The following is an 18,013-nucleotide window of genomic DNA, read 5'->3' on the forward strand; positions in this document are numbered from 1 at the left end:
CGGGACTCCCCCTTGTCAGGGGGAGAGTCTCTGACTTTGCGCGGAAGCTCTCTAGCGCACCTTGACCTTGACCAGTTCGTTGCCGTCGGGGTCAACCATGTGGACCGCGCAGGCGATGCAGGGATCAAAGCTGTGGATGGTGCGCAGGATTTCCAGCGGCTGGTCTTTAATGGCCAGCTGGTGGTTGTGCATCAGTGCCGCTTCATAAGGGCCAAACTGGCCCTGGGCGTCCATGGGGCCGGCGTTCCAGGTGCTGGGGACGACTGCCTGATAGTTGCTTAAGGTGCCGTTTTCTATCACGGAGTAATGCAGCAGCGCCCCACGCGGGGCTTCCATGATGCCCACGCCTTTGGCCTGACGCGGCCAGGTTGAGGGGTCCCACAGGGCATCGTTGTGTACTTTCAGATCCCCGGCGCGAATATTGGCCACCAGTTCGTTATACCAGCCCATCATCATATCAGCGATGAGTTTGCTTTCCAGGGTACGCGCCGCCGTGCGGCCCATAGTGGAAAACATCGCCTCCAGCGGCAGCTCCAGCTTGCCCAGCGCCATATTGGCCAGCTCACGGGTCGGTTCATGGCCGCCGGCATACAGCACCAGCACGCGGGCCAAGGGGCCAACTTCCATCACCTTGCCGCGCCAGCGCGGGGATTTCATCCACGAGTAGGCTTGATCGACATCCAGATGTTTGTAGGGTGGTGTAGGGCCGGTGTAATTAAGCTCGGTTTCGCCCTGATAGGGGTGTAATCCCTGCGCCTTGCCCACGCTGTAGTCATACCAGGAATGGGCGATAAATTCCTGCACCTCGGCAGGGTTTTCAAAATCCACCGGATGCAGGGTGGATAAATCACGATCCAGAATCGCCCCGGCGGGGATGGCGAAGGTGGCCGGATCAAAACCGGGGCCGCTGGGGAAGTCGCCACAGGTGAGGAAATTGCCGACCCCTTCGCCGCGCTCAAACCAGTCTTTGTAGAAGCTGGCAATGGCGAGGGTGTCGGGGATATACACCTGATCAACGAAGCTTTGCATCTGGGCGATGATGTTTCTGATCTGCTCCAGGCCCACATCATTGAGTGCTGTGGCCCCGGCGCCTCCCTGGGCGGCACTGATGGGGGTTGGCGCCCCGCCGACTAAAAAGTTGGGATGCGGATTTTTACCGCCGAGAATGGCATGTAATTTAGCCGCTTCGCGCTGCCAGGCGAGGGCGTCAAGATAATGCGCCACCGCCATGAGGTTGGCCTCCGGCGGCAGACGATAGGCCGGGTGGCCCCAGTAGCCGTTGGCAAAGATGCCCAGCTGGCCGGATTCCACAAAATTCTTGATGCGCTTTTGCACATCTGAAAAATAACCGGCCGAGGAGCGCGGGTAGTTGCTCAGCGATTGCGCCAGTGTTGCCGTGGCCTGTGGATCAGCCTTCAGTGCCGAGACCACATCGACCCAGTCCAGTGCATGCAGATGATAAAAGTGCATGACGTGATCCACCACATACTGTGCGCCGATCATCAGGTTGCGGATCAGCTGCGCGTTGTGGGGGATGTCATAGCTCAATGCGTGTTCGATCGAGCGCACCGAGGCAATGCCATGCACCAGGGTGCAGACCCCGCAGATGCGCTGGGTAAAGGCCCAGGCATCACGCGGATCACGCCCTTTGAGGATGGTCTCAATGCCGCGCACCATGGTGCCGGAGCTGTAGGCGTGGGTGATATGGCCTGCATCATCGGTTTGTGCCTCGATGCGCAGGTGACCCTCGATGCGGGTAATCGGGTCAACGACAATTCTTTCTGCGCTCATTATTTGTCCTCAATCAGGTTATCAGCGACCAGTTCCAGCAGGCTTTCAATCTTGCGGCCCCAGGCGAGGTGTTCGCCACTATCATCAAAATTTTGCCGACAATTGGAGCAGCTGGTGAGCATCAGGTGGGCGCGGGTGCTGTCCATTTGTTTGAGCTTGAGCTCCATCGCCTTGTAGCGCAATTCATCCGCCCGGTGAATGGTGATCACCCCGCCGCCGCCGCCACAACACCAGTTAAAATCGCCGCTGCTGGCCGGTTCCCGCAGCTCAATCCCCAGGGCTTCAATGATTTTGCGCGGCGCTTGCGTGGCACCGCCGCGCCGTGAAACCTGACAGGGGTCGTGAAAGGCCGCTGTTTTGCCGACGGTTCTAAGCTTGAGCTTGCCCTGTTCCACGGCATCGGCGAGAAACTCGCTGATATGCACCACCGTAAAGGGCAAAGACTGGCCATACATATTGGCGCCATGCCAGCGCATCGCCTGATAGGCATGGCCGCATTCTGGCAGTAGCACCGTTTTGGCCTTGATCTTGATGGCGGTGTCGATGATCTTTTGCGACATATCCTTTTGCCAGTCCAGATTCCCCGAGAGCAGGCCGAAATTGGTGGCCTCATAGCCCTCGGTATGAAACGTCCATGAAAGCCCGAGATAATTGAGCACCTTGGCGGTATCGGCCATGGATTTGGGATATTTCTGAATCTCGATGGATGACATGCAGACCAGAATATCCGCCTGCTCCTTATCGATATACATATCGACTTCGTGTTCATCCTCCATCCAGCGGATGCGCTCCTTAAAGACCTTGGGATTGGCACCCAGCGGACTGCCCTCTTCCTCGGCCTTGAGCGCCACCGCCCACAGCTCATGCGGCACCAGACCGGCATGGAACATGGCATGACGGGCCATGCCCACCAGTGAGGCAATATCAATGCTCATCGGGCAGGCCAGGGTGCAGCGTCCGCACATCGTGCAGGAGTCATAAATCAGCTCCTGCCAGGCTTCTAGTTCTTCAACCGTGACCTTGTGCTTGAGATTGAATAATTTATAAAAGAAGGCAAAGGGCCCGGCCTCGCGCTTATACGCCTGTTTGAAGGGTTCAATCTTCCAGATCGGGGTGTATTTGGGATCGCCGGTGGTCACATAAAAATGACAGGCATTGGCACAGATGCCGCAATGCACGCAGGATTCCATATAGGTCGCGGCAACATAGCCAAAATCCTTGGCAAAATGCTGCATCGCCTTTTTGACCCGTTCGGCATCGCTCATCTCGCCCTGGGTGTCATAGCGCACCATCGGCTTTTTGAGGCCGAAGCGCTTGGATTCCATGTCCACAGCATGTTCAATGATAGGATCAGTCACGACAGGCCTCCTCTACGGGCAAAACGAACAGCAGTGGTCCAGCGCGATACCATCAGCCAAAAACCGTGCATCAGCTTGCCAAAGGGCAGATAGATCAGCAGTAGCTGAAAGCTGAGAATATGAATGGCGAGCATCAATTCATAATTGGGGATCAGATTGGCATTGACCAAAAGCCCGGTGACGACCGGGGCGATGGTGACAAACCAGGCAAAGTAATCATCAAAATTGGACATCATGCGCGTGACCGGATTGAGGATGCGCTTGATCAGAGCCACCATCAGGGCTGCTACGGTGATGCCGCCGACAAAGAAGATGACATTATTGGGCAGGCCTGGCCAGCCAAAGCCCAGAATATCCTCAAAAAACAGGATATGCGGCACGAAAAACAGCAGCACGATAAAAAATCCCAGGTGAAACACATAGCTGATCCAGTATTGCCCCTGCACCTTGGGGGCAAATTCCGGATACGGCAGCACCCGCACAAACACCGCCCGCAGCCCCCGCTTCCAGACACCCTGGGTCACACGCGGCTGCGAATGATCCGCTTTATGCCGCAAGCCCCACACCCCGACTAAGCGCCACACCATCCCAAAAACAAAAATAATCAAGGCCCATTGCATCGCCGGGCCACGGGCGAAATCCAGTAAAGTCACACTCATTCCCCCTTCGCAATCGTGTCTTGGTGGCGACGCGAAAGCACCGCCACGCCTGCACCAACCGCCGCACCCGCAGCGGCCGCAGCGGCCAGTCCGGCAGCATTGCCCCAGTGGGTTGCCGACAGTGGTTTATAAAAGCTGTCTTTGTCCCAGAAACGCGGTTCCGAACAGCCCAGACAACCATGCCCGGACTGAATCGGGAAGCTTTGCCCCTGATTCCATTTAATGGTCGCACAGGCGTTATAGGTGATCGGACCTTTGCAGCCCAGCGCATACAGACACCAGCCCTTGCGCGCCCCTTCATCATCAAAGCCACGGGCAAATTTGCCGCGCTCATACAGGGGCCGACGATAGCAGCGGTCGTGAATGGTATCGCCGAAAAAGGCCACCGGCCGCCCCAGACGATCCATCTCCGGCAGGCGTCCAAAGGTCAGAAAACTGGCGATGGTGCCGGTCATGACCTCCGGAATTGGCGGACAGCCCGGCAGATTGATCACCGGCTTATCTTTAATAATCTCATCGACACCGACCGCCCCGGTGGGATTGGGCCGGGCCATCGGCAAACCGCCGTAGGCCGCACAGGTCCCCACCGAAATCAGCGCCGCAGCGCCAGCGGCCACCGTTTCCAGGGTTTCCAGATTGGTATGGCCGTCGATGGTGGAATAAATGCCGCCGTCTTTGAGCGGAATCGAGCCATCGACAATCACCAGATACTTGCCCCAGTTCTCCTGCATGGCCTGATCACGCGCATCTTCAGCGGCGCGACCGGCCGCTGCCTGCAAGGTGTGATGATAATCCAGGGAAATAAAATCAAAGATCAATGATTCAATGCTGGGGGCATAGGAACGCAGGATCGACTCGGTACAGCCGGTACACTCCTGAAATGATAGCCAGATCACCGATTGGCGCCGGGTGGCGGCCAGGGCATCGGCCATCACCGGGGCCATGGAGGCGGGTAGCGCCATGCTGGTGGCCATCGCGGCGCAAAATTTCAAAAAAGTACGGCGACTGATGCCTTGACGCCTAAGCTCATCGCCAAGTGTATCTGCTTTTTTCATCGCTACAATCTCCTCATTATTATCACGCAGGGTCTATCCCCGCGTTTTATTCTGCGCTCAGTTGCTGTTGTAACAGCGCCACTGCAGCACATAAATCATCGTGATGCGTCATCAACATCAACGGCAATGCCGTGATTTCCAGATACTCGGCAACCAGGCGCTCATCGGCCCCGAAATCACGCAGCCACCACACCCCGGCCACCGCCGTTTCAAACACCTCCGAGCGACCGGAGGCCTCAATCAGGGCGCTGACCTCGCCGCGTCCGAGCAGCTGTTGCAACTGCTGATAATCGGCGGGCGACAAAGGCAAACCGTGCAGATCAATGCGCTCCCGCACGCTGCGCCCCGCACAAACCGCCTGCAAGAGCTCCCAAACCTCGTGCAGCAGCGCCTTGGGCATCTCGCTGGGCCCTTCCTGGGGCGGCGCTATCTGAATGGGAATATCATCAAGGGACATGCTGCCACCGTTGTAAAATATGTTTAACCGCCTCAGCCGCCTGCAGCATCCCCGCCTGCACCGCTGCGCTGGGTTGCTCTCCCCAGTCCAGCGAAAGCGGCTGAATTCCTACCAAGGCCCGCCGCCTTGGCAGGCGATCCTCCAGCAAAGCCACCGCAAGCAGATCGTTTAAGCTAACCTCATGCACACTGCTTTTCTTGCCCGTGGAGACAAACTCATCCATCGCCGCATCCTCAAACACCCGCACCGTACCCGCCGGGGCCTCAAGGTTGGCGGTATCCACCACAATCAAGGCATGCGCCTGTACCACCGCATCGGCCAAGGCAAAGCCCAGCGTACCGCCGTCCATCCATTGCACCCCAGGAAAGTCCGCACTGTGTGCGGCCAGGGTGCGTACCACATACACCCCTGCTCCCTCATCACTTAACAAGGTATTGCCCAGGCCCAGCACCAGGGTGTGGGAACATGGCGCGTCGATTAACGCAGTTGGCATCGCAATGGGCATCGTTTGGCAAATCATTGAGGTGGCAACGCTTCCATCGGTTATGTGTTTGTTCATCGGGCAGCCTCTGCAAGGTGCCGCCCCGCGTATTATGCGCAATAATGTATTTTCTTATAATAATTTAAGATGTGTGAAAATAGTTATATTCCAATACATTGAATTGCAATATAGCCCAGATTGGGCAATGCGTCTTGGCACAGCGCATGTTATCTTGATATAAATCAATGCACGTCTTGCAAGCCTACCCCAAAGCCCTGGCTAAGCCCTTATTTTCATTGTCTAAACGAGTATTCTTGCCATGTCATCCAAACATTTGCTGATCGGGCTTTTGAGCCTGTGTCTGCTGGGCACGGTGTCTGCCGATACCCACACCGCAGCCCACACCATTCATGTGGTGGACGATCATGGGCGCAGCGTGCGCCTAGCCCAACCGGCTCAGCGCATCATCTCACTGGCCCCCAATATCACCGAAAACCTCTTTGCCATCGGCGCGGGCGCGTTGATCGTCGGCACCGTAAGCTTCAGTGACTACCCGCCCGAGGCTGAGGAGCTGGCGCGGGTGGGCGCCTACAACCAACTGGATCTGGAAGCGATTGTGGCCAGTCAGCCTGATCTGGTCATCGCCTGGTCAAGCGGCAATCCGCGTCCGCAGATTGAAACGCTGGAACGCTTAGGGCTAACCGTCTATTACACCGAACCGCGCCGCTTTGAAGATATCGCCACAACCCTGCACCGCTTTGGCCAGCTCAGCGGCCATACAACCCAGGCAGCGGCAGCCATTGCGCAATTTGAAGCGCGGTATCGCGCCTTGCAAGCAAAATATGCCCACCGCCCTCGGGTGCGACTGTTTTATCAGGTCTGGGAACAGCCCTTGATGACGATTAACCGTGAACACCTGATTCAACAGGCCATTGAAACCTGCGGCGGGGTGAATGTCTTTGCCGATCTGGAGCGCCTGATTCCACGCATCAGCCATGAGGCCGTGATCGCGCAAAACCCGGATGCCTTGGTCGGCGGCGGCATGGGCGAGGATAACCCAGCGTGGATGCAAGCCTGGCGCCAATGGCCACACCTACAGGCCGTCGCGCAAGGGCATTTGTTTTTTATCCCGCCCTCCTTACTACAACGCCACACCACCCGCATCCTCGACGGCACGGCTTTACTGTGCGAACAACTCGAACAGGTGCGCCAGGCAGCCAACTCCCACCCGCCTTAAAAACGTAGCGGACGCCTCTTGCGTTCACTGGTTTTTAAGCGATACCTGGAAGGTATCGCCACGGCGTGGCGCTCCCATAAGCACTCCCAGAAGTTCAATGCCCATTTTGTTAAAATCACCCAACGAATAATCCCACGGGAGAGAGTCAATGCCACAGACTGCCACACACCTACCCATCCTTATCGCGGATTACCTCGAAGGCGAACAGCACAGCGACATACGCCATGAATACATCGCCGGTCAGGTCTTTGCGATGGCCGGCGCAAGTGAAATTCATAATCGTATTTCGGGGAATCTTTTCTTTCATCTGCGCGCCAGTACCCGAGGCACGTCGTGCGGGGTATTTATCGGAGACATGAAAGTACATGTCGCCAAGTTTGAGAGTTTTTACTACCCGGATGTGCTGCTCACCTGCGCAAGCGATGACCGCGAGCCATTCTACAAAACCGCCCCCTGCCTCATCGCAGAAGTCCTATCCCCGACCACAGAACTGACCGATCGCCGCGAAAAGCTCATCGCCTATCGCACCTTAGCCGCCCTGCACTACTACCTGCTGATTGCGCAAGAAAAGCGCTGCGTTGAGCTATACCAGCGCAGCGCCTCCGGACAATGGCTCTATCAGGTCTATGAACAAAGCGGCGAAATTGAACTGAACTGCCCACCCATCCAGCGCATCATTACACTCGATGAACTCTATGAAGATGTCGTCTGGAACGATGCAGAACCTGCCATGCGTGACGGCGGCTTCTAGCCGTCGCTTTTTCTGGGAGCGGCATCTGGAAGATGTCGCTACGTTTTTATGTCAAGCTCAGGCTTGGCAGTCCCAGGGCGGTGCTCCCAAGAGGTGTGTGGCAACGTCCAGAGGTCGGGGCAAAATTGAAGAGTCTTTCATTGTATGGGCAGCGTAGGTTTGTATTTGGGGAGCGCTTGATCGACAATAGGCGGACTAAAACCTCTTTCAGATGGTGTGTTGCAAGGCTATGCCGCGTAAAATCAAGACCCTGTTTGGCCATAAACTCACCCGGCAAACGGTGCGCCGGGCGAAGCAATGGACGGCCTCATTAAGTATTGGCCTGGTATTGTTGGTGGTGTTTTCGTTTCTGCCCGACTCCATGGTGCGTGATCTGCCCAAAGAGGTGCAGGAATCGGTGGAGCTGGCGGAGGATGTGCGCCGTTTTGTGGTGCGCACGGTGGGCGAGGGCGGGGCCTTTACCGGTGATGCGGCGCTTGAATTGCTCTACATTTTTCGTGCGATCTTTCCCAAGGAACTGCGTGATCTGCTGCCCAGCCGCGACGAGATTTATATTCCCGTCGCACCCGGCGAGTTACCCCGCACGGCGGCAAGCTTTAGCCTGGCGCGCCAGGCGCTGTATGAGCGGGTGGACCATGATCGCCGTTTGACCCTGTATTGCGGCTGTCGCTATGACCGTAACGGTCAGGTTGATCTGAAGAGCTGCGAGCTTGAGGAGCTTCAATCCATCGAGCGGGCGCGCCGCGTCGAGGCAGAGCATGTCTTCCCCGCCTCTCAGTTTGGCAATTTTCGCCCATGCTGGCGCGAGCCTGAATCTTTTGCCCAATGTCGCAGCAGCACCGGCAATGTCTTGTCCGGACGCGAGTGCTGTTTGCGCACCGATGCCACCTTTGTTGCAGCGCACAATGATTTGCATAACCTGTTTCCGGCGGTCGGCCATATCAATGGGCAGCGCAGCAATTATACCTGGGGCACCACCCGTTTCGGCGAGCGCTATGGCGCGTGTGAGATGGTCATCAATTCCCGCCGCCGTGAAGCCACGCCACCCGAGGCGGTACGCGGGGCGATTGCCCGCAGCATGCTCTATATGCGCGATACCTATGGCTTTCGTCTGAGCCGTCAGGATGAAAAACTCTACACCGCCTGGAATCGACAATATCCGCCCGAGGCCTGGGAAATCACCCGTAACCAGCGCATTCGGGTCATTCAGGGCATGAGTAATCCCTATATTGAGAATTATCAGCGCATGAGTGGTACCTAGCCCGTGGGCGCGCCCGGCGAAATACACGCTGGCCTGGGCTCAGGCTTTGCCCGCATCGGTATTGTTACTGCATCGGATCGTGCCAGTGCGGGTGAATATCAAGACCGTGGCGGGCCTGCGGTGATCGCGTGGTTCAGGCAGGCATTGCCCCAGCCTTTTGAGGCGGTGTCGCGGATTGTCGCCGATGAGCAGGCGGCGATTGAGGCGGCCTTGTGTGCGCTGTGTGATCATGAGCCGTGTCGTTTGGTGATTACCACCGGTGGTACCGGCCCGGCGCGGCGCGATGTCACCCCCCAGGCCACCGAGCGGGTCTGTGACGTACTGCTGCCCGGTTTTGGTGAGCAGATGCGTCGGGTCTCGGTGCAAACCGTGCCAACCGCCATTTTGTCGCGCCAAACCGCCGGGATTCGCGGCCAGTCCCTGATTATTAACCTGCCCGGCAATCCAGCGGCGATTGATGTCTGCTTGCAGGCAGTCTTTCCGGCGCTGGCGCATTGTCTGGAATTGATTGAATCAACCTGAGATTTTTTTTAATGAATACCAATCCCCTGCTGGCGCTGGATGATCTGCCACGCTTTGCCCATATCCAGGCCGAACATGTACAGACCGCGATTGATCAGGTATTGGCGGATAACCGTGCCGAACTCAAACGCCTGCTGGATCAGCCCGGTCCACCGAGCTGGGCGAGCCTGATTCATCCGCTGGATCTGCTGGAAGAACGCCTAAGCCGCGTCTGGTCGCCGGTACGTCATCTCAACTCGGTGCATAATTCACCGGCGCTGCGTGAGGCCTATAATGCCTGTCTGGCGAAATTGACCGACTACAGCACCGAACTAGGGCAAAACCGGCAACTTTTTGAGGCGTATCAGGCCCTGTCTGAGGGGGCGGAATTTGCCACCCTGGATGCCACCCAGCAAAAGATCATTACGGATGCACTGCGTGACTTTCGCCTCAGCGGGGTGGATCTGCCCGAGGCACAAAAACAGCGCTACAAAGCCATTGCCCAGCAGCTGAGCAGCCTGCAATCGCGTTTTGAGGAAAATATCCTGGATGCCACCCAGGCCTGGCGTTTACACCTGAAAGAGGTAAGCGCCCTGACGGGTTTGCCGCCCTCGGCCCTGGCCCTGTTGGCGCAAAATGCCGCCCAGGCGGAGCTTGCAGGTTTTGTGCTGAATCTGGAATTTCCCTCCTATTACGCCGTCATGACCTATGCCGATGACCGCCAGCTCAGGGAGCAGGTGTATACCGCCTATGTGACTCGTGCCTCGAATCAGGGACCGCATGATGCGGCGCTGGATAATTCCGCGCTGATGGATGAAATCCTCAGACTGCGCCATGAGCAGGCGCAATTACTCGGCTATCCGCATTATGCCGCGCTGTCGCTGGCTACCAAGATGGCGGACAACGCTGAGGAGGTGATGCGCTTTTTGCGCGATCTGGCCCAAGCCAGCAAGCCGCATGCGCAGCAAGAACTGGCGGAATTACAGCGCTTTGCCCGCGAGCAGCTGGGCATCGACAGCCTGGCCGCCTGGGATATCAGCTATGCCTCGGAAAAACTGCGCCAGCAGGCCTATGCGCTGTCGCAGGAAGACCTCAAGCCCTATTTCCCGGTGGATCGGGTGCTGGACGGATTGTTTGCATTGCTGGAGCGGCTGTATCAGGTGCGCGTTGTGTCCAAAGATGGCGTAGAAACCTGGCATCCGGAGGTCCGCTTTTATGCCATCGAAGACCCCGACGGCACGCCCCGCGCCTATTTTTATCTGGATCTGTATGCGCGGGCACACAAGCGCGGCGGGGCCTGGATGGATGTCTGCCAGAACCGTCTGCGTGACGGCGCGCAGCTGCAATTGCCGGTGGCATATATGACCTGCAACGGCACCCCGCCGGTCGATGGAAAACCTGCGCTGTTTACCCATGATGAGGTGATTACCCTGTTCCATGAGTTTGGTCATGGGCTACATCACATGCTCACCCGCATCGACTATCCGGCTGCCTCGGGCATCAATGGCGTAGAATGGGATGCGGTTGAACTGCCCAGCCAGTTTATGGAAAACTGGTGCTGGCAGCGTGAATCGCTGCTGCGCCTGTCAGGTCACTACGAAACCGGCCAGCCCCTGCCCGAGGAGCTGTTTGCACGTCTGTTGCGCACCCACCACTTCCAGGCGGGATTACAGATGTTGCGTCAGATTGAATTTGCCCTGTTTGATATGCGCATCCATGCCGCAGACCCTGCGGTACAGGGGGCCGAGATTCAGGCGATACTTGATGCGGTGCGCGCTGAGGTTGCCGTGCTCAAACCACCGGCCTTCAACCGCTTTCAGCACAGCTTCAGTCATATCTTTGCCGGGGGCTATGCGGCAGGCTATTACAGCTATAAATGGGCGGAGGTATTGTCAGCCGATGCCTTTGCCCGCTTTGAAGAAGAGGGTCTGTTCAATGCCCGCGTCGGGCAGGATTTTTTACAAAAAATTCTGGAACGCGGCGGATCACAACCCGCGCTGGCGCTGTTTCGTGATTTTCGCGGACGCGCCCCACAAATCAGCGCACTGTTACGCCATCATGGCCTTGGCACCCCCGCCGAGAATGTCGCGAGCGCGTGATAACGCAATGCCCGCACCCACACGCACTATGAGGTAAACCGCAATGGATGAAGCCCTGCAACGCCTGCTCAAAGCGGAATCGGAGGCCGAGCGCATCACCCGCGAGGCCGATGCCAAACGTGAACAGATGCTCAACGAGGCCCGCGCTGAAGCCAAACTGGCCGAGCAGCGTCTGGAAGAGCGCATCCCCGAGATTCGCGCCTCCTTTGTAGACAAAGCCAGCCGCAGCGCCGAACAGACCCTGACCGAACTGCGCCGCCGCTATGACGAGCGCCATGTCGAATTACGCACCGCCGCCCAACAGCATGAGCGCGAGGCCATCGACGCCGTGGTGGCCATCCTGCTCAATCCACAGCAACGCTAAGCCCATGCTCACCGCCGCCGCCCGTTATGCCTTTTTGGACACGCGCATCTCCATCTTAAGCGAGCGCTTGATACAACCGGCGATGTTCACCGCCTTTCTGCATACCCCGGAAAGCGAGCAACGCGCCTGGCTGGGTGCCATCGGCGTGGACTATCAACCCGGTACGCCCTTCGATCCGCAACGCCTGGAACGTGCGATGAATGCCGCCCTGCTGCGTGATGTCGATCAGATCATTCGCCCCTTGGATGGCGAGGCCCGTGAATTTTTCAAACACTGGGCGCATCGCTTTGAACTGTCTAACCTCAAATTCATCATCCGGGGCCGCTTGCACGGCCAAACCCCGCAGAGCATCAAGCAGGAACTGGTCACTCTGGGACAGCATGAGCGTCTGCCGATTGATCAGCTGCTGGCGGCTGAAGATATTCAGGAACTGCTGCGCCTGCTGGAACAGCAAAGCCATTACGCCGAGATTGCCCGTCAGGCGCGCCGTGCCCTGGAAGAGCATCACGACGCCTTCATCCTGGAGGCCACCATTGACCGTCATTTCTTTGCCGGGTTAAGTAAACTCGCCCAGCACTACAAAGGTGCCGGTCATGCGCTGTTGCGCGAACTGGTGGGAGACTTGATTGATCGGGTCAATCTGATGTGGCTGCTGCGTTATCGCTTTACCTATGGCCTGCAACCGGCGGAGGCTTACTATTTGTTGGTACCGACCACCGGCCGCCTGCGCAGCGAAACCCTGCTGGCCATGGCTGAGGCAGACAGTTTTGCGCAAATGCGCCCGCTGCTGCCACGCCATCTGGCCCAATGGATCGGCGAGGCCGAACATATCAACGATATTCACCGCCATGCCAAACGCGGCGCGCACCATCGCGCCGAGGCCATCCTGCGCCGCACCCGTTTCAACCCGGCGCGGGCCTTAGCCTATCTGATGCTGCGGGAAAGCAACCTCAACCGCCTGGCCTCAGTTATCCGGGGATACGCCCTGCAACTGGACACGGCCCACATTGCCCACGCCGTCGGCATCACCACCGATCCAGCCAACGCCGCTTAGCCCGGCATACCGATATTACAGCTCACGCGAAGACGCCAAGCCGCGAAGTGTTATGCTTTTATTGTCGTGGTTCGCGCCTTCGCGTCTTCGCGTGCAGCAACTAAAATGAGCGATAGGCTCCGTCCCATCAATGAAGAGGGGTTAATTTGGCAAAGGCCATGTCCAGTAATTTGCTGCCGTGGCGGCTAAACTGGACTTCGATGCGGGTTTTTTGCGGGTTGACTTCAAAGCGGGTGATCACCCCTTCACCGAATTTTTTATGCGTCACCCGTTGGCCCAGCGCCAGACCCTGGACCATCTTGACCGGTGTTTCGGATGTCTCGGCGGCTCTGCTCTGGCGCGGCATTTTTTCAGCCGCACTGACATAGCGGCTATATTGGCTTGCGCTTTTCATGGGCGGGCGGGCGCTGAAACTGCGGCGTACCTGCAGGGTTGAGCCGACGGGTTGTAGCAGGTTTTCCGGGAGTTCGCCGAGAAAACGCGATGGCAGGCAGTTGATGGTTTTGCCATACACCCGCCGCGATTGCGCATAGCTTAAAACCAGACGCTCGCGGGCCCGGGTGATACCCACATAGGCAAGGCGGCGCTCTTCTTCTACGCCGATCTCATTGGGGGTGTTGATCGCCATATTGTGCGGAAACAGCCCTTCTTCCATGCCTGCCAGAAATACCAGGGGAAACTCCAGTCCCTTGGCCGAATGCAGGGTCATCAATTGCACGGCGTCTTGAGGTTGCCCGCTTTGGGTGCCGTCAGTCTGGCCGGTGTCCAGGGCGGTGTGGGATAAAAAGGCCAGCAGGGGCGTCATGTCGGGATAATATTCCGGCTCAAACGCAAAGCTGCGGGCGGCATTGACCAGCTCATTGAGGTTATCCAGGCGAGATTGGGCCTTTTCGCCTTTTTCGCTGCGGTAATGTTCGCGCAGGCCCGACTGTGTGATGACGATATCCACCTGTTCATGCAGCTTAAGCTTGGCACATTGTTGGTGGATTTGCGCCAGCAGCTGGCAAAAACCAAGCAGAGAATGGGCGGCGCGTGGCGTCAGGGCGTTGAGTGTCTCACGTTGACAGGCCGCCTGAAATAAAGAGACGCCTTGCTGGCGGGCATGGGCGCGTAACTTTTCCAGGCTGCGTTCGCCCAGCCCGCGCGGTGGTTGATTAACCACCCGTTCAAAGGCGGTGTCTTCATCAGGCTGTGTCACCAGGCGCAGATAGGCCAAGGCATCGCGAATCTCGGCGCGATCAAAAAAACGCTGACCGCCATAGATCCGATAGGGAATGCCTTGCTGGTTTAGCGCCTCTTCAAACAGGCGTGACTGGGCATTGGAGCGGTATAAAATCGCTGCATCCGTATAGGCGCGGCCTTCGCTGCCCCATTGTTTGATGGTTTCGGCAACATAGCGCGCCTCTTCCACTTCGTTGAAAGCCGCATACAGGGCCAGCAGTTCGCCGGCCGGATCTTGGGTCCATAATTCTTTGCCCAGGCGGTGGGTATTTTGCCGAATCAGGGCATTGGCGGCGCTCAGGATATTGGCCGTGCTGCGATAATTCTGCTCGAGGCGCACCGTTTTGGCGTGTGGAAAATCACGACTGAAGCGCTGGATGTGTTCAATGCGTGCCCCACGCCAGCCGTAGATGGATTGATCATCATCGCCTACCGCAAAGATGGGATTTTCCTGACCCGCCAGCAGACTTAGCCAGTGGTATTGAATGGTGTTGGTGTCTTGAAACTCATCCACCAGAATATGCGCAAAGCGCTCGCGGTACTGCGCCAGCAAGGCTGGTTCGCGTTGCAGTAGCTGCAAGGCGCGCAGCAACAATTCCGCAAAATCGACCACGCCATTGCGGGCACAGGCTTGTTCATAATGGGCGTAGATCTGAATCAATAGCGCTTCACCGACCCGCTGGGTGTGGGCATCCAGATCGTGCGCCCTATAGCCTTCATCCTTGCGCGCATTGATAAACCATTGGGCCTTGCGCGGCGGGCAACGCTCCTCGTCGATGTCGAGTTCTTTGAGGATGCGCTTGATCAGGCGCAGCTGATCATCGGCATCCAGAATCTGAAAATCGGCAGCCAACTCGGCTTCGCGATGATGAATCCGTAACAGCCGATGGCCCAGACCATGAAACGTCCCGACCCACAGGCCCTGCACCGGGATATTCAGCAAAGCCTCCAGGCGTTCGCGCATTTCATGGGCCGCCTTGTTGGTAAAGGTGACCGCCAAAATATGCTGGGGTTTGACCTGCTGGGTCTGAATCAGCCAGGCAATGCGGTGTACCAGGACGCGGGTTTTGCCGCTACCCGCTCCCGCCAGTACCAGTACCGGCGCCAATGGGGCGGTAACTGCCTCGCGCTGGGAGGGATTGAGGGTGGCTAAAGGGTCGTTTGGGTTATTCATAAGCAAAAGCAATGGTCCAGTAAAATGATGTCAACCCAGCTCTGGGCACTGAGCTGTTGGGTTGCCGCCGCCACAGCGACCAGACAGTTGGCCTGGGTCAGGGAGGTGAGGCGGTAGGAATCTTGATCGTTAAGAAGACGCACACACAGATGACCGGCTTCGCTGCGACTGTATACCCCACGCGGGTATTCCTCGCGTCCGGATTTTTTGTGCCAGGCATGCGTCAATTGTGCAGGAAAGCGCGGTAAATGCTGATAGCCCTGTCCGGCAAGTTTGAGCAGCGCAGGTCTGACGCACAGCATGAAGGTCAGCAGCGCCGAAACCGGATTACCCGGCAAGCCAAAAAACCAGGCGTGCTGTATCTGTCCAAAGGCCAGCGGTTTGCCGGGTTTGAGGGCAAGACGCCATAAATGCAGGGTGCCCAGCTCGGCCAGCACCTCAGGCATCCGGTCGGCCTCACCCACCGAGACCCCGCCGGTGGTGATGATCACATCCGCCTGCGTACTGGCGTGCTGCAAGCGCTCCCGCAGCGCGGCGGGCGCATCGGGCAAGGTGCCCATCTCCACCAGCACCACCGGCAAAGTTTCCAGCGCCGCCTGTAACAGGGGGCGATTGCTGTCATAGATCTGCGCCTGGGTCCGCGCCGTTCCCGCCTGGGCAAGCTCATCCCCACTGCTAAACAAGGCCACGCGCACCTTGCGCCGCACCAGCACTTCCGTGATGCCTTGTGAGGCCAACAGCCCCAGATCGGCGCTGTTGAGGCAACGTCCGGGCATACACACGGGGTCTGTGGCCTGAAATTCCTCGCCCTGACGGCGCACATGTTCACCGGGGCGTGGGGGCGCGGGGATACTGACTTGATCATCGTGGCGCGTCACCACTTCCTGCATCACCACGGTATCAGCCCCTTGCGGCAGACCGGCCCCGGTCATGATGCGCACGCATTCGCCGGCCTTGAGGGGATGAGGATAGGCATGACCGGCGAGCGCCTGGCCTACACAGCGCAGACGGGTGGCACCGCGGGGTGCAATATCCACCGCCCGCAGGGCATAACCATCCATCGCCGCATTCGTGTAGGGTGGCGAATCCTGGCGTGCCGTCAGGGTCTGCGCATTGACGCGTCCGCGTGCCTCAGATACAGGCACGATCTCCTCACCCGGCAGGGCAATAATGGCTTGATCTATCTGCTGCAAGGCCGCTGCAAGGCTGATCAGGGACTTTGAGGGGTTATCCATGTCATTTTCTCATAAAGCGGCTGGAACGCTTGAGCTCGGTAAGGATGGTGCGTTCGATGCTATCCAGATCTTCAATCCGCACTTGCGCCATATCGCTAATCCAGGCGGTGTTTTGATGGCGTTTGCGGGAAAAATAATCCAGGATGAATTGTTCTGATAAAAGGACAAAACGAATCGCCTGCGCCGGATCAATCTGCAGAAATGGATTGCGGGCAATCTGCATGGCCGAGGTTTCCTGCTGCTGACAATAGCGAATCAACAGCGTGTACAGGTGTGTGCGGGTGTTGCCCAAATGGGTGACGATCTGTTCGCGCACATCCGGATGCAGACTGGCATCCACCAGGGCATCCAGCCACAAGGTCAGATCATTTTCCGAAATCGCCGCCTCATTGGCCTGGCGCTGGGCCACCAGGGCCATGATCTGCGCCTGTAACAGCTCCGCCTCCTTATTGGCGCTGCTGCGGCGCAAAGTGCGTTTCCATAGACTCTGGGAACGCTCCAGTTGCTCACGCAAGGCATCAATTTCCAGCGAAAGCGTGAGCGTATGCTCGTCAAGTTGCTGAATCTGTTCAGTCTTGGCCTGCATTTCAATCTCGGTCACGAGCAGACGCAGGCGGTAATAATGCGCCAGCAGGGCCTCAATCCGCGTGATGTGTACCTTGAGCGCCTGGAGTGCGCTGCGAAAGCGTTCGGCATAGGTTTCATAGCGATAACTCTGCCGTCCCAGCAGGGCTACAGCGGCCTGCAGGTCTATTTTTTCCGCACGAATATCGAGCAACAAGGGATTGACGGCCTTGATATTGGCGGTCAAGCGGGCGAGCACTTCAGTGTGCTGGGTCTGCTTCCATTCGCCATACCACTGGTCCAGCTCGCTGAGTTTGTTGTGAAAGATGCGCAGATTGGCGGTATGCCCACTCGCCTTGGAGATATCCAGGGCCGCCAATACCTCATCACCGTGGCGAGCCTGAATTTCCAGGCGTTGTCCCAGATGAAAGCTATTGGCCGCCATCACCAGGTTTTCTACCGCGCTGCGTGAGTAAATCGGTGCCTCCTCAACGATATCCAGAGGGATATGATCGGGCAGTTTTTCCGGCGGTAATTTTGCCAGTGCCTCCGGCGGCAGGCTTGCCACCATCTTGCGAAACAACTCCATCGGGATGGTCGGCGGATCAAATTTATCATTCATGGCGGCAGGCAGTGCGACAATAGACAGGCCTTGAATCCATGCATTCTGCAGCATCAACACGCCGCAGCATCGCATCATTGACCGTGTGCCATCCCTGCGCTGCGCCGGGGCTCAAGCGATCCATATTCC

Annotated in this window: 16 protein-coding genes; 7 read left to right on the forward strand and 9 right to left on the reverse strand. The window is 57.7% G+C overall.

What is annotated here, in order from left to right:
- Positions 1-51: 51 nt before the first annotated feature.
- Genes THISIDRAFT_RS10795 through THISIDRAFT_RS10820 form a run of 6 tightly spaced genes read right to left on the reverse strand, consistent with a single transcriptional unit; the run spans position 52 to position 5,813 of the window.
- Positions 52-1,791 (reverse strand): nickel-dependent hydrogenase large subunit, encoded by a 1,740-nt coding sequence (locus THISIDRAFT_RS10795; RefSeq protein ID WP_006786088.1) that lies wholly within the window; start codon positions 1,789-1,791, stop codon positions 52-54.
- On the reverse strand, positions 1,791-3,149 hold the full coding sequence (locus tag THISIDRAFT_RS10800; RefSeq protein WP_006786089.1) for a (Fe-S)-binding protein: 1,359 nt from the start codon (positions 3,147-3,149) through the stop codon (positions 1,791-1,793). The genes THISIDRAFT_RS10795 and THISIDRAFT_RS10800 overlap by 1 nt, the downstream gene beginning before the upstream one ends.
- Positions 3,146-3,808 carry a hypothetical protein gene (locus THISIDRAFT_RS10805; RefSeq protein ID WP_006786090.1) on the reverse strand — a complete coding sequence of 221 codons (663 nt, stop codon included), beginning with the start codon at positions 3,806-3,808 and terminating at the stop codon, positions 3,146-3,148. Before THISIDRAFT_RS10805 ends, THISIDRAFT_RS10800 begins: the two co-directional genes overlap by 4 nt.
- Positions 3,805-4,863: a hydrogenase small subunit gene (locus THISIDRAFT_RS10810; RefSeq protein WP_006786091.1), complete on the reverse strand. Its 1,059-nt coding sequence runs from the start codon at positions 4,861-4,863 to the stop codon at positions 3,805-3,807. The genes THISIDRAFT_RS10805 and THISIDRAFT_RS10810 overlap by 4 nt, the downstream gene beginning before the upstream one ends.
- A 46-nt stretch (positions 4,864-4,909) precedes the next feature.
- Positions 4,910-5,320, reverse strand: coding sequence for a hydrogenase expression/formation C-terminal domain-containing protein (locus THISIDRAFT_RS10815; RefSeq protein ID WP_006786092.1), 411 nt, complete (start codon positions 5,318-5,320; stop codon positions 4,910-4,912).
- Positions 5,310-5,813, reverse strand: a complete 504-nt coding sequence (locus tag THISIDRAFT_RS10820) for a HyaD/HybD family hydrogenase maturation endopeptidase (RefSeq protein WP_139063931.1) — start codon at positions 5,811-5,813, stop codon at positions 5,310-5,312. Before THISIDRAFT_RS10820 ends, THISIDRAFT_RS10815 begins: the two co-directional genes overlap by 11 nt.
- A gap of 307 nt (positions 5,814-6,120) precedes the next feature.
- Here THISIDRAFT_RS10820 and THISIDRAFT_RS10825 point away from each other — a divergent pair, with 307 nt between their 5' ends.
- The 7 genes from THISIDRAFT_RS10825 to THISIDRAFT_RS10855 all read left to right on the forward strand — a co-directional run bounded on the left by THISIDRAFT_RS10825 (position 6,121) and on the right by THISIDRAFT_RS10855 (position 13,068).
- Positions 6,121-7,038, forward strand: coding sequence for a cobalamin-binding protein (locus THISIDRAFT_RS10825; protein WP_006786094.1), 918 nt, complete (start codon positions 6,121-6,123; stop codon positions 7,036-7,038).
- 148 nt (positions 7,039-7,186) lie between these two features.
- Positions 7,187-7,789 (forward strand): Uma2 family endonuclease, encoded by a 603-nt coding sequence (locus THISIDRAFT_RS10830; protein WP_006786095.1) that lies wholly within the window; start codon positions 7,187-7,189, stop codon positions 7,787-7,789.
- A gap of 229 nt (positions 7,790-8,018) precedes the next feature.
- Positions 8,019-9,050 (forward strand): endonuclease, encoded by a 1,032-nt coding sequence (locus THISIDRAFT_RS10835; RefSeq protein ID WP_006786096.1) that lies wholly within the window; start codon positions 8,019-8,021, stop codon positions 9,048-9,050.
- 3 nt (positions 9,051-9,053) lie between these two features.
- Complete coding sequence (mog, locus tag THISIDRAFT_RS10840) at positions 9,054-9,572, forward strand: molybdopterin adenylyltransferase (RefSeq protein ID WP_006786097.1); 519 nt, start codon at positions 9,054-9,056, stop codon at positions 9,570-9,572.
- 11 nt (positions 9,573-9,583) lie between these two features.
- Entirely contained in the window at positions 9,584-11,650 is a 2,067-nt protein-coding gene (locus THISIDRAFT_RS10845; RefSeq protein ID WP_006786098.1) for a M3 family metallopeptidase, read from the forward strand.
- Positions 11,651-11,693: 43 nt separating this feature from the next.
- Positions 11,694-12,014: an ATPase gene (locus THISIDRAFT_RS10850; RefSeq protein ID WP_006786099.1), complete on the forward strand. Its 321-nt coding sequence runs from the start codon at positions 11,694-11,696 to the stop codon at positions 12,012-12,014.
- 4 nt (positions 12,015-12,018) lie between these two features.
- The gene (locus THISIDRAFT_RS10855; protein WP_006786100.1) at positions 12,019-13,068 is read left to right on the forward strand and encodes a V0D/AC39 family V-type ATPase subunit; all 1,050 of its coding nucleotides are present in this window, start codon (positions 12,019-12,021) and stop codon (positions 13,066-13,068) included.
- A 127-nt stretch (positions 13,069-13,195) separates the two neighbouring features.
- Here THISIDRAFT_RS10855 and uvrD read toward each other — a convergent pair whose 3' ends face one another.
- From uvrD to THISIDRAFT_RS10870, 3 genes are read right to left on the reverse strand one after another with little or no spacing between them, the layout of a single operon-like run.
- On the reverse strand, positions 13,196-15,463 hold the full coding sequence (gene uvrD / locus THISIDRAFT_RS10860; RefSeq protein WP_006786101.1) for a DNA helicase II: 2,268 nt from the start codon (positions 15,461-15,463) through the stop codon (positions 13,196-13,198).
- Complete coding sequence (moeA, locus tag THISIDRAFT_RS10865; protein ID WP_006786102.1) at positions 15,460-16,698, reverse strand: molybdopterin molybdotransferase MoeA; 1,239 nt, start codon at positions 16,696-16,698, stop codon at positions 15,460-15,462. The genes uvrD and moeA overlap by 4 nt, the downstream gene beginning before the upstream one ends.
- A gap of 1 nt (position 16,699) precedes the next feature.
- A complete protein-coding gene (locus tag THISIDRAFT_RS10870; protein WP_006786103.1) occupies positions 16,700-17,938 on the reverse strand; it encodes a kinetochore Spc7 family protein in 1,239 nt (412 codons plus the stop codon).
- Between the last annotated feature and the right edge of the window lie 75 nt (positions 17,939-18,013).

Origin of the sequence: Thiorhodospira sibirica ATCC 700588 (genome assembly GCF_000227725.2) — a bacterium.
Classification (GTDB): domain Bacteria; phylum Pseudomonadota; class Gammaproteobacteria; order Ectothiorhodospirales; family Ectothiorhodospiraceae; genus Thiorhodospira; species Thiorhodospira sibirica.

Excerpts from the sequence above, each read along its gene's own strand:
- THISIDRAFT_RS10850 (WP_006786099.1), top strand. The coding sequence starts at position 11,694 with ATGGATGAAGCCCTGCAACGCCTGCTCAAAGCGGAATCGGAGGCCGAG.
- uvrD (WP_006786101.1), bottom strand. The coding sequence starts at position 15,463 with ATGAATAACCCAAACGACCCTTTAGCCACCCTCAATCCCTCCCAGCGC.
- THISIDRAFT_RS10795 (WP_006786088.1), bottom strand. The coding sequence starts at position 1,791 with ATGAGCGCAGAAAGAATTGTCGTTGACCCGATTACCCGCATCGAGGGT.
- THISIDRAFT_RS10855 (WP_006786100.1), top strand. The coding sequence starts at position 12,019 with ATGCTCACCGCCGCCGCCCGTTATGCCTTTTTGGACACGCGCATCTCC.
- moeA (WP_006786102.1), bottom strand. The coding sequence starts at position 16,698 with ATGGATAACCCCTCAAAGTCCCTGATCAGCCTTGCAGCGGCCTTGCAG.
- THISIDRAFT_RS10805 (WP_006786090.1), bottom strand. The coding sequence starts at position 3,808 with ATGAGTGTGACTTTACTGGATTTCGCCCGTGGCCCGGCGATGCAATGG.
- THISIDRAFT_RS10810 (WP_006786091.1), bottom strand. The coding sequence starts at position 4,863 with ATGAAAAAAGCAGATACACTTGGCGATGAGCTTAGGCGTCAAGGCATC.
- THISIDRAFT_RS10820 (WP_139063931.1), bottom strand. The coding sequence starts at position 5,813 with ATGCCAACTGCGTTAATCGACGCGCCATGTTCCCACACCCTGGTGCTG.
- THISIDRAFT_RS10835 (WP_006786096.1), top strand. The coding sequence starts at position 8,019 with ATGCCGCGTAAAATCAAGACCCTGTTTGGCCATAAACTCACCCGGCAA.
- THISIDRAFT_RS10830 (WP_006786095.1), top strand. The coding sequence starts at position 7,187 with ATGCCACAGACTGCCACACACCTACCCATCCTTATCGCGGATTACCTC.
- THISIDRAFT_RS10870 (WP_006786103.1), bottom strand. The coding sequence starts at position 17,938 with ATGCTGCAGAATGCATGGATTCAAGGCCTGTCTATTGTCGCACTGCCT.
- THISIDRAFT_RS10815 (WP_006786092.1), bottom strand. The coding sequence starts at position 5,320 with ATGTCCCTTGATGATATTCCCATTCAGATAGCGCCGCCCCAGGAAGGG.
- THISIDRAFT_RS10845 (WP_006786098.1), top strand. The coding sequence starts at position 9,584 with ATGAATACCAATCCCCTGCTGGCGCTGGATGATCTGCCACGCTTTGCC.
- THISIDRAFT_RS10825 (WP_006786094.1), top strand. The coding sequence starts at position 6,121 with ATGTCATCCAAACATTTGCTGATCGGGCTTTTGAGCCTGTGTCTGCTG.